Origin of the sequence: Bordetella petrii (genome assembly GCF_017356245.1) — a bacterium.
Taxonomy (GTDB): domain Bacteria; phylum Pseudomonadota; class Gammaproteobacteria; order Burkholderiales; family Burkholderiaceae_B; genus Bordetella_A; species Bordetella_A petrii_D.
Window position 1 is genome coordinate 1,683,449 of the sequence record NZ_JAFMZZ010000001.1, and the last position, 14,670, is coordinate 1,698,118.

General features: G+C 67.3%; 12 protein-coding genes. 6 read left to right on the forward strand and 6 right to left on the reverse strand.

Annotation, left to right across the window (positions count from 1 at the left end):
- Window positions 1-9: 9 nt before the first annotated feature.
- The 3 genes from nuoN to J2P76_RS08255 all read left to right on the forward strand — a co-directional run bounded on the left by nuoN (window position 10) and on the right by J2P76_RS08255 (window position 4,247).
- Window positions 10-1,494 carry an NADH-quinone oxidoreductase subunit NuoN gene (gene nuoN / locus J2P76_RS08245; protein ID WP_207406109.1) on the forward strand — a complete coding sequence of 495 codons (1,485 nt, stop codon included), beginning with the start codon at window positions 10-12 and terminating at the stop codon, window positions 1,492-1,494.
- A gap of 13 nt (window positions 1,495-1,507) precedes the next feature.
- Window positions 1,508-1,831, forward strand: a complete 324-nt coding sequence (locus tag J2P76_RS08250; RefSeq protein WP_207406111.1) for a DUF2818 family protein — start codon at window positions 1,508-1,510, stop codon at window positions 1,829-1,831.
- 190 nt (window positions 1,832-2,021) lie between these two features.
- Entirely contained in the window at window positions 2,022-4,247 is a 2,226-nt protein-coding gene (locus J2P76_RS08255) for a TonB-dependent receptor (protein ID WP_207409152.1), read from the forward strand.
- On the opposite strand, the gene serB is transcribed toward J2P76_RS08255, so the two are convergent.
- Both serB and mfd read right to left on the reverse strand, forming a co-directional pair.
- Window positions 4,248-5,105, reverse strand: a complete 858-nt coding sequence (gene serB, locus J2P76_RS08260; RefSeq protein ID WP_207406113.1) for a phosphoserine phosphatase SerB — start codon at window positions 5,103-5,105, stop codon at window positions 4,248-4,250.
- Between the two features lie 37 nt (window positions 5,106-5,142).
- Entirely contained in the window at window positions 5,143-8,607 is a 3,465-nt protein-coding gene (gene mfd / locus J2P76_RS08265; protein ID WP_207406115.1) for a transcription-repair coupling factor, read from the reverse strand.
- Between the two features lie 29 nt (window positions 8,608-8,636).
- Here mfd and ispD point away from each other — a divergent pair, with 29 nt between their 5' ends.
- Both ispD and ispF read left to right on the forward strand, forming a co-directional pair.
- Window positions 8,637-9,314: a 2-C-methyl-D-erythritol 4-phosphate cytidylyltransferase gene (gene ispD, locus J2P76_RS08270; protein WP_207406117.1), complete on the forward strand. Its 678-nt coding sequence runs from the start codon at window positions 8,637-8,639 to the stop codon at window positions 9,312-9,314.
- The gene (gene ispF / locus J2P76_RS08275) at window positions 9,311-9,799 is read left to right on the forward strand and encodes a 2-C-methyl-D-erythritol 2,4-cyclodiphosphate synthase (RefSeq protein ID WP_207406119.1); all 489 of its coding nucleotides are present in this window, start codon (window positions 9,311-9,313) and stop codon (window positions 9,797-9,799) included. Before ispD ends, ispF begins: the two co-directional genes overlap by 4 nt.
- 85 nt (window positions 9,800-9,884) lie before the next feature.
- Here ispF and J2P76_RS08280 read toward each other — a convergent pair whose 3' ends face one another.
- From J2P76_RS08280 to risA, 4 genes are read right to left on the reverse strand one after another with little or no spacing between them, the layout of a single operon-like run.
- Window positions 9,885-10,403 carry a carboxymuconolactone decarboxylase family protein gene (locus tag J2P76_RS08280; protein WP_207406121.1) on the reverse strand — a complete coding sequence of 173 codons (519 nt, stop codon included), beginning with the start codon at window positions 10,401-10,403 and terminating at the stop codon, window positions 9,885-9,887.
- A 55-nt stretch (window positions 10,404-10,458) separates the two neighbouring features.
- Window positions 10,459-11,007: a peroxiredoxin gene (locus J2P76_RS08285; protein WP_012248621.1), complete on the reverse strand. Its 549-nt coding sequence runs from the start codon at window positions 11,005-11,007 to the stop codon at window positions 10,459-10,461.
- A 58-nt stretch (window positions 11,008-11,065) separates the two neighbouring features.
- Window positions 11,066-12,460, reverse strand: a complete 1,395-nt coding sequence (gene risS / locus J2P76_RS08290) for a sensor histidine kinase RisS (protein WP_431603385.1) — start codon at window positions 12,458-12,460, stop codon at window positions 11,066-11,068.
- 34 nt (window positions 12,461-12,494) lie between these two features.
- A complete protein-coding gene (gene risA, locus J2P76_RS08295) occupies window positions 12,495-13,229 on the reverse strand; it encodes a response regulator transcription factor RisA (RefSeq protein ID WP_012248623.1) in 735 nt (244 codons plus the stop codon).
- Between the two features lie 129 nt (window positions 13,230-13,358).
- Between risA and tsaB the strand changes: the two genes are divergently transcribed.
- Complete coding sequence (gene tsaB, locus J2P76_RS08300; RefSeq protein WP_207406124.1) at window positions 13,359-14,594, forward strand: tRNA (adenosine(37)-N6)-threonylcarbamoyltransferase complex dimerization subunit type 1 TsaB; 1,236 nt, start codon at window positions 13,359-13,361, stop codon at window positions 14,592-14,594.
- Window positions 14,595-14,670: the final 76 nt, after the last annotated feature.

A 14,670-nucleotide genomic window follows, 5' to 3' on the forward strand; every position in this document is an offset into this window, starting at 1 on the left:
GACTGAACCATGATGCAATCTCACATCGATTTCGCCCTGGCCACACCCGAGATCCTGTTGCTGGTTTTCGGTCTGGCTATCCTGCTCATCGACGCGGTCAGCAGCCACCCCGAGCGCAAGCCCACGTTCATCCTGACCATGCTGGCGCTGGGCGTGCTGGTGGTCGTGTCGCTGGTGCAATGGAACAGCGGCGCCGTCGGCCGCACCTTCAACGGCCTGTATGTCGCCGACAACCTGTCGCACCTGCTCAAGGTGGCGTCGTACATCGCCGTGGCGGTCACGCTGATCTACGGCCGGGTCTATGCGCAGGCGCGCGACATGCTTCGCGGCGGCGAACTGTACGTGCTGACGCTGATGGCCCTGCTTGGCCAGATGGTCATGATCTCGGCGGGCAACCTGATCAGCATCTACCTGGGCCTGGAACTGATGTCGCTGGCCCTGTACGCCCTGATCGCCCTGCGCCGCGACGACGTGGTGGCCACCGAGGCCGCCATGAAGTACTTCGTGCTGGGCGCGCTGGCCTCGGGCTTCCTGCTGTACGGCATGTCCATGGTGTACGGCGCCACGGGGCAGCTCGACATCGCCGAGATTTCCAAGGTGGTCGCGGCCGGGCAGCAGAAGGAACTGGCGCTGGTGTTCGGCGTGGTGTTCCTGGTGGCCGGCCTGGCGTTCAAGCTGGGCGCGGTGCCGTTCCACATGTGGGTGCCCGACGTCTACCAGGGCTCGCCCACCGCGGTTACCCTGATCCTGGGCGCGGCGCCGAAGCTGGCCGCCTTCGCCATCACGCTGCGCCTGCTGGTCGAAGGCCTGCACGGCCTGGCGGCCGACTGGCAGCCCATGCTGATGATCCTGGCGGTACTGTCGCTGGCCATCGGCAACCTGACGGCCATTGCGCAAACCAACTTCAAGCGCATGCTGGCGTATTCCACCATTTCGCACGTGGGCTTCGTGCTGCTGGGCCTGATGTCCGGCGCGGTGGCGGGCAGGCCGGACGCCTCGGCCCAAGCCTACGGCTCGGCGCTGTTCTACATGCTGGTCTATGTGCTGACCACGCTGGGCACTTTCGGCATGATCCTGCTGCTGTCGCGCCAGGGTTTCGAGTGCGAGCAGATCGACGACCTGAAGGGCCTGAACCGCCGCAGCCCCTGGCACGCCGCCATCCTGCTGCTGCTGATGTTCTCGCTGACCGGCATTCCTCCCATGGTGGGGTTCTATGCCAAGCTGGCGGTGCTGCAGGTGCTGATCGACGCCGGCCATGTGGCGCTGGCGGTGGTCGCGGTGCTGTTCTCGCTGATTGGCGCGTTCTACTACCTGCGTGTGGTCAAGGTGGTGTACTTCGACGAGCCGGTGGCCGAAGTCGGCGCGGTGTCTGCATCGTGCGGCCAGCGCGGGGTGCTGTCGCTGAACGGCGCACTGATCCTGGTGCTGGGCATCCTGCCGGGCGGCCTGATGGCCCTTTGCGTGCACGCCATCCAGACCTCGCTGGGCCTGTAGCAGGGCAGGGGGCATGAACCAGACTCTTGCCGTCTGGCTGCTGATCGCGCTGGCGCTGGTCAGCGCCAACCTGCCGTTCCTGACCGAACGCGTGCTGGCCGTGCTGCCCTGGAAACGGGCAGGCGCGGCCAAGCCGTTCTGGCTGCGCCTGCTGGAACTGCTGGCGTACTACGGGCTGGTCATCGCCCTGGGCTTCGCCTTCGAGGCCGCGCTGGGCAACCCGTTCAAGCAGGGCTGGGAGTTCTACGCCATTACCCTCAGCCTGTACCTGGTGCTGGGGTATCCCGGCTTTGTCTACCGCTATTTGTTCAAGCGCCATCCCTCTTTGCGAAGCTGAAACTGCTTCGGAAAAAGCGCCTGCCACGCCAGGCGCTTTTTGCTTTTTAAGCGTTGTAATTCAGGGATTTGGCCGTTTATTCAGGCAATTGTCAGCTCTTCAGTAGAGAATCTAGCCCGATCAAAAAATAAGAATCGTTGCTATTTTCATTTTTGGAGAGGCTGTCTTGAAAGCACCGGAGTCGTACTCGATGAATTCCCTGGCCTCGTCGCTTGCCGCGGCGATGGTCGTTCCCGCCTTCTGCCTGGCGCCGCAGGCCGCCGCGCAGTCGAATGTGCCGCAATTGACGCCGGTGCAGGTTGAAGGGGAGTCGTCGCCGTATGACGTGCCGGTGTCCCAATCGCTGAAAATGACCGCGCCCTTGCTGGACACCCCGCGTACGGTGCAGGTGGTGCCCCAGCAAGTCATCCAGGACCAGGCCGCCACGTCGCTGCAAGATGTGCTGCGCAATTCGCCGGGCATCACCATGGGGGCCGGGGAAGGCGGGCGGCCCGGCGGCGACCTGCCGATCATCCGCGGCCAGAATTCGGCCGGCAGCATCTTCGTGGACGGCGTGCGCGACACCAGCACCCAGACCCGGGATACGTTCAACCTGGAGCAGGTGGAAATCATCAAGGGCCCGGATTCGGTGTATTCCGGGCGCGGCGGCGCCGGCGGCAGCATCAATCTAGTCACCAAGAAGCCCAAGGGGCACGATTTTGCCGAAGGCACGGTGCAGGTGGGCACCGACAACAACTATCGCGCCACGGCCGACGGCAACTGGCGCCTGGGCGACCAGGCCGCTTTCCGCCTGAACCTGATGGGCAACAAGGGCGATGTGCCGGGCCGCGACAGCGCGGTGGATTTCGAGCGCTGGGGCGTGGCGCCTTCGCTGATGCTGGGGCTGGGCACGCCCACCCGCATTACGCTGAGCTTCCAGCACTACCAGGACGACAGCATGCCCGATTACTCGATTCCGTACGATCCGGAATCGGGCCAGCCCGTCACCGAAACCCGCGGCGTCAGCCGCAAGACGTTCTACGGCCTGACCGGGCGCGACTTCATGAAGCAGCGCGACGACACCGGCACCCTGGACATCCAGCACGATTTTTCCGACACGCTGCAGCTGCGCAACGTGACGCGCTATACCCGCGCCACCATGGACTACGCGGCCACCAACCCCGATGACAGCAAGGGCAATGTGGTCAACGGCCTGGTGTACCGCGGGCTGAAATCCGGCTATTTCGCGACCAAGACCTTCACCAACCAGACTGACCTGACGGGCGATTTCGAGACCGGCAGCCTGAAGCACAGCTTCGACCTGGGCTTCGAGTACACCAACGTGGTGCAGGACAAGGACGGCTACAACGAGCTGGGCAAACCCGGAGGAAACAGCACCAATTGCTCGAATGCGCCGCTGGCGGGATCGGCATGGTGCACCTCGCTGTGGGACGCCGACCCGCACACCTACTACCCGGGCCGCCTGGAGCGCAAGGACGATCCGGCCACGTACACGACCAACACCATGGCCCTGTACGGCTTCGACACCATCAAGCTCAACGAACAGTGGCAGGCCAGCGTGGGGCTGCGCTGGGACAACTACAAGATCAGCGGCAAGAACATCGCCCCGGGCCGCGGCGCGCCGGCGGGCTCGCCGCATTACGACGCCGACCGCGAAGACAACCTGTTCAACTACCAGCTGGGCCTGGCCTACAAGCCGCTGCCCAACGGCACCATCTACGCCACCTACGGAACGTCGTCGACGCCGTCGGCGGTAGCCGGCAACAACGTGAACGACGTCGTCACCAACGACAGCGCCGACCTGGAACCCGAAAAGAGCCGCACCGTCGAGGTGGGCACCAAGTGGCAGGTGTTCGACAACCGCCTGATGCTGTCGGCCGCGCTGTTCCAGGACATCCGCAAGAACACCAGCGTGGAGATTTCGGACGGCGAAACGGCCCAGGTGGGCAAGGCCAAGGTGCGCGGGCTTGAACTGGGCTTCTCGGGCAGCATCACGCCCAAGTGGAACGTGTACGGCGGCTATACCTTCATGGACAGCGAGCTGGTGGAAGGCGCGTTCGACAGCGGTGCGGTGGGGCAGGACCTACCCAACACCCCGCGCAACGCCTTCAGCCTGTGGACCACCTACAAGATGCTGCCGCAGCTGACGGTGGGCGGCGGCGCCTACTACGTGGACAAGGTGTACGGCAACGCCGATGACGGCCACAATGCCGACGGCACGCCCAAGTCGCGCTGGGTGCCTTCGTACTGGCGCTTCGACGCGATGGCGGCGTATGAGTTCAACGACCACGTCACCGCGCAGCTGAACGTCATCAACCTGTTCGACAAGACGTACTACACCAAGGCTTACGGCGCGCACTATGCCGCGCTGGGCACGGGCCGCGCGGCGCTGCTGTCGCTGAACGTGAAGTACTGATCAGCCTTCGAACCAGTTCAGCACGCCGTCCAGCCCGGTGACGTTCAGGGCGTACGGCGTCTGTTGCCGCACGATGGGCTTGGCGCGGTAGGCAACCGCGTAGCGGGCCGCGCCCAGCATTTTCAGGTCGTTGGCACCGTCGCCCAGGGCGATGGTTTGCTCGGGCGTGGCGCCGTGGGCCTGCGCGAAGGCGCGCAGGTGCGCCAGCTTGGCATCGGCGTCGAGGATATCGCCCAGCACCTTGCCGGTGAGCACGCCATCGCGGATTTCCAGCGTATTGGCGTGCGCGCTGTCGAGCTGCAGCCGTTCGCGCAGCCGCTCGGTGAAGAACGTGAAACCGCCGGACACCAGCAGCACCTTCAGGCCCGCGGCGCGAGCCGTGGAGACCAGGCGTTCGGCGCCCGGGTTCAGGCGCAGCTTGTCGGCATACACCTGTTCCAGCGCGGCCGCCGGCGTGCCGGCCAGCAATGCCACGCGGCGCCGCAGGCTTTCGGCGAAGTCCTTGATTTCGCCGCGCATGGCGGCTTCGGTGATTTCGGCCACTTTCGGCTTTACGCCCGCCACGCCCGCGATCTCGTCGATGCATTCGATGTTGATCAGCGTGGAATCCATGTCCATCGCCAATACCCTGCATTGCGACAGGCGCGCGCCGGCCGGCACGAAGGCGGTGTCGACGCCATGCTGTTCGCCCCAGGCCGTGACCTGCGCGCGCAGTGCGTCATCCTGGCCGACGTCGAGCAGCCGGGCCGCCGTGGCGCCGAGCTGCATGACGCCCTGGGCCTGGGCCAGGGCGGCGAGCTGCTCGGTCTGGGCGGCGCTCAGGGCGGGGGACTGGATGACGAGATGGTGCGTGGACATGTAGAGGCGGGAGTAATGAGCCGGGATCGGCGGGATATTACTTCAGGGAGCGCAGCACGGCACGCACCGCGTCGGCGCGGGCGGGCACCTGGGGCGCCTTGAATTCGATGCGCAGTTTGTCCTGGCCGGCCAGCCGGATGTGCCGCTGCTTTTGCACCAGTTCGATGATGCGCAGCGGATCCACGGCGGCCTTGGGGCCGAATTGCAGCAGCGCCTGGGTTTCGCTGGCGTCGATCTTGACGATGCCCAGCGGCTGCGCGGCCAGCCGCAGCCGGTGCGTGGTCAGCAGGGTCTGGGCGGCCTCGGGCAGCTTGCCGAAACGGTCGATCAACTCTTCCTGGATGCGGATCAGGTCGTCTTCGTTGGCGGCATGCGCCAGCCGCTTGTAGATGCCCAGGCGGGCATGCACGTCGGCGCAATAGTCGGCCGGCAGCAGGGCGGGTGCGTGCAGGTTGACTTCGCAGGCCAGGTTGAAGGGCGCGTCGAGGTCGGGTTCTTCGCCCGCCTTGAGCGCCCGCACCGCTTCGTTGAGCATCTCGTTGTACATCGAGAAGCCGATTTCCTGGATATTGCCCGATTGCGATTCGCCCAGCACTTCGCCGGTGCCGCGGATTTCCAGGTCGTGCATGGCCAGGTAGAAGCCCGAGCCCAGTTCTTCCATGGCCTGGATGGCTTCCAGGCGCTTCTTGGCATTGGCCGTGATGGCGTCTTCGCCCGGCGTCAGCAGGTAGGCATAGGCCTGGTGGTGCGAACGGCCCACGCGTCCGCGCAGTTGGTGCAGCTGCGCCAGGCCGAAGCGGTCGGCGCGGTGGATGACGATGGTGTTGGCGGTGGGCACGTCGATGCCGGTTTCAATGATGGTGGTGCACAACAGCACGTTGTAGCGCTGCTGGTAGAAGCCTTTCATCACCTGTTCGAGCTCGCGCTCGGGCATCTGCCCGTGCGCCACGGCGATGCGGGCTTCGGGCACCAGCTCTTCCAGGCGGGCCCGGCGGTTGTGGATGGTCTCGACTTCGTTGTGCAGGAAATAGGCCTGGCCGCCGCGCTTGAGCTCGCGCAGCAGCGCCTCGCGGATGGTGCTGCCGTCTTCGCGGCGCACGAAGGTCTTGATGGCCAGGCGCTTCTGCGGCGCGGTGGCGATCACGGAAAAATCGCGGATGCCTTCCAGGGACATGCCCAGGGTGCGCGGGATCGGGGTGGCCGTGAGGGTCAGCACGTCGACCTCGGCGCGCAGCGCTTTCAGGGCCTCTTTCTGGCGCACGCCGAAGCGGTGTTCTTCGTCGATGATGACCAGGCCCAGGCGCTTGAAGCGCACGTCTTTGGACAGGAGCTTGTGCGTGCCGATGACGATGTCGACGCGGCCGTCGTTGATGCCCTGCACGGCGTCGGCCACCTCTTTGGACGAGCGGAAGCGCGACAGCTCGACCACGCGCACCGGCCAGTCGGCGAAGCGGTCGGCGAAGGTCTGCGCGTGCTGCTCGGCCAGCAGGGTGGTGGGACACAGCAGCGCCACCTGCTTGCCGTTGGCCACGGCCAGGAAGGCGGCGCGCAGCGCGACTTCGGTCTTGCCGAAGCCCACGTCGCCGCACACCAGGCGGTCCATGGGGCGGCCCGAGGTCATGTCGGCGATGACGGCCTGAATGGCGGCGCTCTGGTCGGCGGTTTCTTCAAAGCCGAAGCCTTCGGCAAACGCTTCGTAGTCGTTGAGCGGCAGCTTGAACACATAGCCTTCGCGCGCGGCCCGCTGCGCATACAGGGCCAGCAGCTCGGCGGCGGTGTCGCGCACCTGGCGCGCGGCCTTGCGGCGGGCCTTGTCCCACTGGCCCGAACCCAGCTGGTGCAGCGGCGCGGCCTCGGGGTCGGCGCCGCTGTAGCGGGCGATGACATGCAACTGCGACACGGGCACGTACAGCGTGCTGCCATTGGCGTATTCGAGATGCAGGAATTCCATCTCGCCTTCGCCCATGTCCATGTTGACCAGGCCGTGGTAGCGCCCGATGCCGTGCTGCGCATGCACGACCGGGTCGCCGGCGCGCAGCTCGGACAGGTCGCGCACCATGGCCTCGACGTTGCTGGCGCCTTCCTGGTCGCGCCGCCGGCCGCGGCGCGTGGCGCCGGCATGGCCGGGATACAGGTCGTTCTCGGTCAGGAAGGCCAGGCGCGCCGACGGAATGCCGAAGCCCGCCGACAGCGGCGCGGCAGCCAGCGCGAACGCGGCCTGCGAGGCCAGGAAGGCCTGGATGGACTCGGGCTGCTCGTCGGGCGCCAGGCCGAATTCGGCCAGCATCTGCACCAGCGTTTCGCGGCGGCCGGCCGAATCGGCGCACAGCAGCACGCGCGATTCGCCGCGCGCCAGCAGGGCGCGCAGGCGGGCGACCGGGTCTTCGGCGCGGCGGCTGACGCTGACGTCGGGCACGGCCGAGAAATCGGGGTGGGCGGCGCCATCGGCAAGGGCCAGCCGGGCGAATGCCTTGAAGTGCGCGTGCAGGGCTTCGGCGTCGAGGAACAGCGCCTGCGGCGGCAGCACCGGGCGCTCGCGGTCGCTTTTCAGGAATCCGTAGCGGCTGGCGGTGTCCTGGGTGAAGCGCTGCACGGCGTCATCGATGTCGCCCAGGGTGACGGCGATGGCCTCGGCCGGCAGATAATCGAACAGCGTGGCGGTGTCGTCGAAGAACAGCGGCAGATAGTATTCGACGCCCGCGAACGGGATGCCGTTGCCGATGTCTTTGTACGGCAGCGCGCGGGACGGATCGCCTTCGAATTCTTCGCGAAAGCGCGCGCGGAAGCGGTTGCGCGCGGCCTCGTCCATGGGGAATTCGCGGCCGGGCAGCAGTTGCACTTCGCGCACCGGGTACAGGCTGCGCTGGGTATCCACGTCGAAACTGCGGATGGATTCGATTTCGTCGTCGAACAGGTCCAGCCGGTAGGGCACCGCCGAGCCCATGGGGAACAGGTCGATCAGGCCGCCGCGCAGGCAGAATTCGCCCGGCGCCGTCACCTGCGTGACATGGGTGTAGTTGGCCAGGGTCAGCTGCGCGCGCAGCGCGGCTTCGTCCAGGCGGTCTTTCTGCTTGAACGAAAACGTGTAGGCGGCCAGGAACGACGGCGGCGCCAGCCGGTACAGCGCCGTGGTCACCGGCACCAGCAGCACGTCCACGGTGTGCTGCATCAGCGCGTGCAGGGTGTGCAGCCGCTCGGACACCAGGTCCTGGTGCGGCGAGAAAGCGTCGTAGGGCAGGGTTTCCCAGTCGGGCAGCTGGCGCACCCGCAGTTCGGGGGCGAATTGCGGAATTTCGTCGGCCAGGCGCTGGGCTTCGAGCGGCGCGGCGGCCAGCACGACCAGCGGGCGCGCCGCCTGGCGGGCAAGGTCGGCCAGCAGCCAGGCATCGCCCGAGCCGGGCGGGCGCGGCTGGACATAGCGGGCGCCGGGTTTCAGGGCGGACAGCGTGGCGGCAGTGGCGGGTACCCGCGGAGCCGCGTCGAGAAGAGAGGAATCGGACATCAGGCCGAAGATTATAAAATCTCCCGGCCATGACTGATTCTTTGATCGCTATCGTGCCCGCGGCCGGCGTGGGCCAGCGTGCCGGCCGGCCCGGCGCGCCCGACCTGCCCAAGCAATACCGGATGCTGGCCGGCCAGCCCATGCTGCGGCGGGCGGTGGCCGCGCTGCTGGCCGATGCGCGCATCGGCCAGGTGCGCGTGGCGGTCTCGCCCGGCGACGAACGGGCCGGGCCCGCCCTGGCCGGCCTGCCGCGCACGGTGTGCCGGCCCTGCGGCGGCCCGACGCGCGCCGCCACGGTTGCCGCGGCGCTGGCCGACAGCGGCGCCGCCGACGGCGACTGGATCCTGGTGCACGATGCCGCGCGGCCGGGCCTGCCGCCCGATGCGCTGGCGCGCCTGATCGACGCCTGCCTGGCCGATGCGGTGGGCGGCCTGCTGGCCCTGCCGGTGGCCGATACCGTCAAGGCGGGCGGGCCGCGCGTGCGGGCCACGCTCGACCGCGACGGCCTGTGGCTGGCCCAGACCCCTCAGATGTTCCGCGCGGGCGTGCTGCGCGCCGCCCTGGCCGCGGCGGCCGGCGGCGCGGTTACCGACGAGGCCTCGGCCATCGAGGCGGCCGGCCATGCGCCGCTGCTGGTGCCGGGCGCCATGCGCAACTTCAAGGTCACCTGGCCCGACGATTTCGAACTGATGGAAAAATGGCTATGACTGTTCCTTTTCGCGTCGGGCAAGGCTACGACGTGCACGCCCTGGTCACGGGCCGGCCGCTGATCATAGGCGGCGTCACGATTCCGCATACCCACGGGCTGCAGGGGCATTCCGACGCCGACGTGCTGCTGCACGCGGTGACCGACGCCCTGCTGGGCGCGGCGGGCCTGGGCGACATCGGCCGCCACTTTCCGGACACCGATCCGGCCTATCGCGGCGCCGATAGCCGCGTGCTGCTGCGCGGCGCCGTTGCCAAGGTGCGCGCGGCCGGCTGGGCGCCGGTAAACATCGACGCCACCGTGCATGCGCAGGCGCCCAAGATCGGGCCGCACGCGGCGGCCATGGCGGCCAATATCGCGGCCGACGTGGGCATCGACGGCGCGGCGGTCAACATCAAGGCCAAGACCAACGAAGGGCTGGGCTACCTGGGCCGCAAGGAAGGCATCGCGGCCACCGTGGTGGCCCTGCTGGCGCAAGTGCCATAACGCACAAGCCCGGCACAGGGCCGGGCTTGCATGAGGCAGGTGCCTGACACCCCATAGAAGTGTCAGACACCGGGGGCGCTGCTGCTTACTTGCCCTGCGCCGCCAGCGACAGGGCCGCGGCGTTGACGACCGCCGCAATGCGGCCGACGTCGCGCAGCTGCTCGACGCTGAGGCCGTCGTTCTTCAGGTTTTCGTAGTGCGACTGCACGCAGAAGTGGCACTTGCCAATAATGGATGCGGCCAGCGCGAACAACTCGAAGCGCTTCTTGTCCACGCCGCCGTGGGTGGCGTAGGCATTCATGCGCAGCTGGGCCGGCAGGCTCTTGAGCTGGGCATCGCCGCTCATTTCGACATACGGGTACCAGACGTTGTTCATGCCCATCAGGGCCGACGCGGTCAGGGCGGCGTTGGCGTCGGTTTCCGACAGGCCGCTCTTGAAGGCTTCGATCAGCACCGGGCTGCGCGCCGCGAAGGCGGCCGACAGGGCGGCGCCCACCGCGTCTTCCGGGGCCAGCGTGGAACGGGCGATGACGCCATCCAGATTCAGGCGGATATCTTTGGCCCAATCCGGCAGCTGTTCTTTGATCGCTGAAAGGAATTCCATAGTTTTTACCTATAATCTGGAGCAGGAAAGGCCCGGACGAACCGGGCCGGGGGTATTACAGCGTCGCGCCGCCCACGGTGCGGTTGCACGGGCAGAGCTCATCGGTTTGCAGGCCGTCGAGCAGGCGCAGCACTTCTTCGGGGTTGCGGCCGACGTTCAGGTTGTTCACCGACACGTGCTGGATGGTGTTGTCCGGGTCGACGATGAACGTGGCGCGCAGGGCGACGCCTTCGTTCTTGTCGCGCACGCCGAGCTGGTCAACCAGCGAACCGGTGGTGTCGCCGAATTGATAGTGACCCAGCTTGTTCAGGTCGGGGTGCTCGCGGCGCCAGGCCAGCTTGACGAATTCGTTGTCGACCGAACCGCCCAGCAGGACGGCGTCGCGGTCTTCGAAATCTTTGGCCAGCTTGTTGAAGCCGACGATTTCGGTGGGGCAGACGAACGTGAAGTCTTTCGGGTAGAAGTAGATCACCTTCCACTTGCCGGGAAACGAGCTTTCGGTGATGTCTTCGAACGCCGAAACGCCGTTTTCTTCGTGCTGGTTGAAGCCGGGTTTGACGCCGGTGACCTTGAAGGGCTCGAGTTTATCGCCAACAGTTTTCATGAGTACTCCCGTAGTTGTTGGGTGGATGAAGGCACTGCCTCAAACCCCAAATTCTACGCTATTGGCTATCGCTGTCTAATTGATAATTTCTAAATTTGGCTTTGGGGATCTCTATGCGCGCGGTCAGTCCGCCGCCGGGCCGCGCCAGCATTTTCAGCGAGCCGCCCACGTGCTTGAGCAGGCGCTCGACGATGGCCAGGCCCAGGCCGGCGCCGCTGACGCCGGTGCGGGCGGCCTCGCCGCGCGAGAACGGCCGCAGCAGGCGGTCGACCTCTTCGGGCGCGATGCCGGGCCCGCGGTCGGACACTTCGATGACCAGGGTGCTGCCCTCGGCATGCAGGCTCATGCTCAGATGCGCCTGGCCGTCGGTAGAGCGGCCGTAGCGGCGGGCGTTTTCGATCAGGTTGCTGACCACCCGTTTCAGGTCCAGGGCGGTAATGCGGGCGCGCAGGCCCGGCTCGATGGCCGCGTCGAGCTCGCCTCCCATGGAGGCGGTGTGGCTGCGTTCGCGCTCGTACAGGTCGGCCAGCACGGCCGAGATGTCGGTGGCCATTTGCGGCAGGGTGCCGGCCGGGCGGGCGTATTCCATCAACTGCCCGATGCTGTGGTCGATTTGCCCGAGGTCTTCGTCGATGGCCTGCCGGGCGTCTTCCGAGACGCCGCTCATTTCGATTTCCAGGCGCATGCGCGCCAGCGGCGTGCGCAGGTCGTGCGAAATGCCGGCCAGCATCAGTTCGCGGTCGGCCTCGGTTTGCCGCAGGTCTTTGGCCATGCGGTTGAATGATGCGTTCAGGTCGCGGATTTCGAGCGGCCCCTGCTCGGGCAGGGGGGCCGGCGTCTCGCCGCGCGACAGCACCTGCGCGGCCCGCGCCAGGCGCGACAGCGGCCGGTTGACGAACCCCACGCTGACCGCGGCGCCCACCAGCGACAGCAGCAGGGCGGTGGCGCCCCAACCCAGCCATTCGATGCCGCCGGTCAGGCCGATCTGTTCCCGTTCGAAGACCAGCCAGTACAGGTCCTGGTTGATCTGGAAGCTGACCCAGAAGCCCGGTACCTGGTTCACCCCCCAGGAAATCTGGGTTTCGGGGCCGAACCGGGTACGTATGTGCTGGGCGACCCGCTGCCAGTAGTTGTCGTCGGGCAGGGCTTCGGTGAAGTCGGTGACTTCGCGCGGATAGACCTGGATGCCTTCGTTGGTGGCCAGGTCGAGCAGCAGTTTGCTGCGCTCGGCGTCGTTGGAATAGATGAGGGCCGTGCGCGTGATGTTGACGGCCGTGATGACCCGCTGCGCCATCTGGTTGGCGCGCGGGCCCAGCTCCATGCTGAAGAACACCTGCAGCCAGGCGCCCAGGCTGACCAGCATCAGGGCGGCCAGCAGCAGGAAAGTACGGCCGAACAGACCCAGCCTGAGGCGTGAGGTCAGGTTCCGGAATATCTTGCGCAAGCTGGGCACGAGACGTCGCTCTTGCCCCGGTCGGGCGGGATGATCAGCTACCGCCATCCGGGACGAATACGTAGCCCAATCCCCAGACCGTCTGGATGAACACCGGCTTGGACGGGTTGGGTTCGATCAGCTTGCGCAGACGCGAAATTTGCACGTCCAGGCTGCGATCGAAGGCTTCGTATTCGCGGCCGCGGGCCAGTTCCATCAGTTTGTCGCGGGACAGGGGGATCTTGGGGTGGCGTGCGAACACCTTCAGGACCGAGAACTCGCCGGTGGTGATGGGCACCTGTTCGCCGTTGCGCGTGAGCGTGCGGGTGGACAGGTTGAGCACGTACGGCCCGAAAGCGATGGATTCGTTTTCCTGGCTGGGCGCGCCCGGGTGTTCTTCGGTGCCGCGGCGGCGCAGGATGGCGTTGATGCGGGCCAGCAGTTCACGCGGGTTGAACGGCTTGGACAGGTAGTCGTCGGCGCCCATTTCGAGGCCCACGATGCGGTCGATTTCTTCGGCCTTGGCCGTGAGCATGATGATGGGCGTGTTGTCGTGGCCCCCGCGCAGGCGGCGGCAGATCGACAGGCCGTCTTCGCCCGGCAGCATCAGGTCGAGCACCAGCAGGTCGAAGTGTTCGCGCTGCCAGAGCTTGCCCATTTCCTTGGCGTCTTCGGCGACGAAGACGTTGAACCCTTGTTCCGACAAGTAGCGGCGCAGCAGGTCGCGCAGGCGCGGGTCGTCGTCGACGACGAGGATCTTGCGGATGGGATTGGTGTTTTGCGTGTTCATGGCCGGAAATGTAACAGTGACAAGAACCAGCGGCTAGTGCCTATTCACAAGATATTACACATTGCGAAGTAAGGTTGAAATCCCCCGTTTCCCCTGGGGAAAGTCGTTGATTTCGTACAATCTGCCGCTATGGATTTGAACCTGCTGGCCCTCGAGACCTCTTCCTCGCGTTGCGGGGTGGCCCTTTTGCGCGCGACGCCCGCCGGCGCCGTGGTCAGCGTGCTGGAGCACGACGGCGCCCAGGAGCACGCCGAGCGCCTGCTGCCCATGGCCGGCGAGCTGCTGGCCCAGGCGGGCCTGGCGCCCGGCGACCTGCATGCGGTGGCGTTCGGCCAGGGGCCGGGCGGCTTCACCGGGCTGCGGGTGGCGTGCGGGGTGGCGCAGGGCATGGGCCTGGCCCTGCAGGTGCCGGTGGTGCCGGTGGTGTCCCACCTGGCGGTGGCCGAACAGGCGCAGGCCGGGCCGGGCGATATCGTGGTGGTGGCCCTGGACGCGCGCATGAACGAGGTCTATCTGGCGGTCTACGAACGCGGCGCGGATCCCGCCGCGCCCTGGCTGACGCGCCAGGCACCGATGCTGATCGCCGCCGGCGAGGCGGTGGCCTGGGCGGCCCACCACCTGCCGGCCTGGTCGGCGCTTGCCCCGTGCGTGGCGGGCGACGCCTGGGACGTGTACGCCGCCGACATGGCCGTGCCGGCCGGCTGGCGCCGCAGCGCCGCCCAGCGGCCGCAGGCCGGCGCGGTGGCGCAGCTGGCGCGGCTGGCGTGGCTGCGCGGCGAGGCGGTGGCGCCCGAGCTGGCGGCGCCGCTGTATGTGCGGGACAAGGTTGCGTTCACCACTGCCGAGCGCGAACTGGGGCAGGGCGGCAACCCCAAGGCGGCGCCCGCCTGGCCGCCCGCGGGGCCCGTGCTGGCTGCCATGGCCGAGGCCGACCTGGACGAGGTGGCGGCGCTGGAAGCGCAAGTACAGGCGTTTCCCTGGACCCGCGGCAATTTCGCCGACGCCCTGGCGGCGGGCTACGAGGCCAGGGTGCTGCGCCAGGATGGCCGGCTGGCCGGGTTCTGCGTGGCCATGCTGGCGCCCGATGTGGCGCACCTGCTGGTGATTGCGGTGGCCCGCTCGCGCCACCGCCAGGGGCTGGGCACCCAATTGATCGACTGGTGCGAGCAGTGCGCGCGCCAGCGCGGCCTGCCGGCCCTGCTGCTCGAAGTGCGGCCGTCCAACCGGGCGGCGCTGGCGTTCTATGAGCGCCGCGGCTTCCAGCGCATCGGCATGCGGCGGGGCTATTATCCGGCAGGCAAGGGCCAGCGCGAGGATGCGCTGGTCATGCAGAAAACCCTTGTCCGCGACGGAGGCCAGCCATGAGCCCGCCGGGCCGCCCCAAGGGCGAATACCGGAGTGCGCAGCATGAAGGTCAACCAACGAGCCCGCCGGGCCGCCC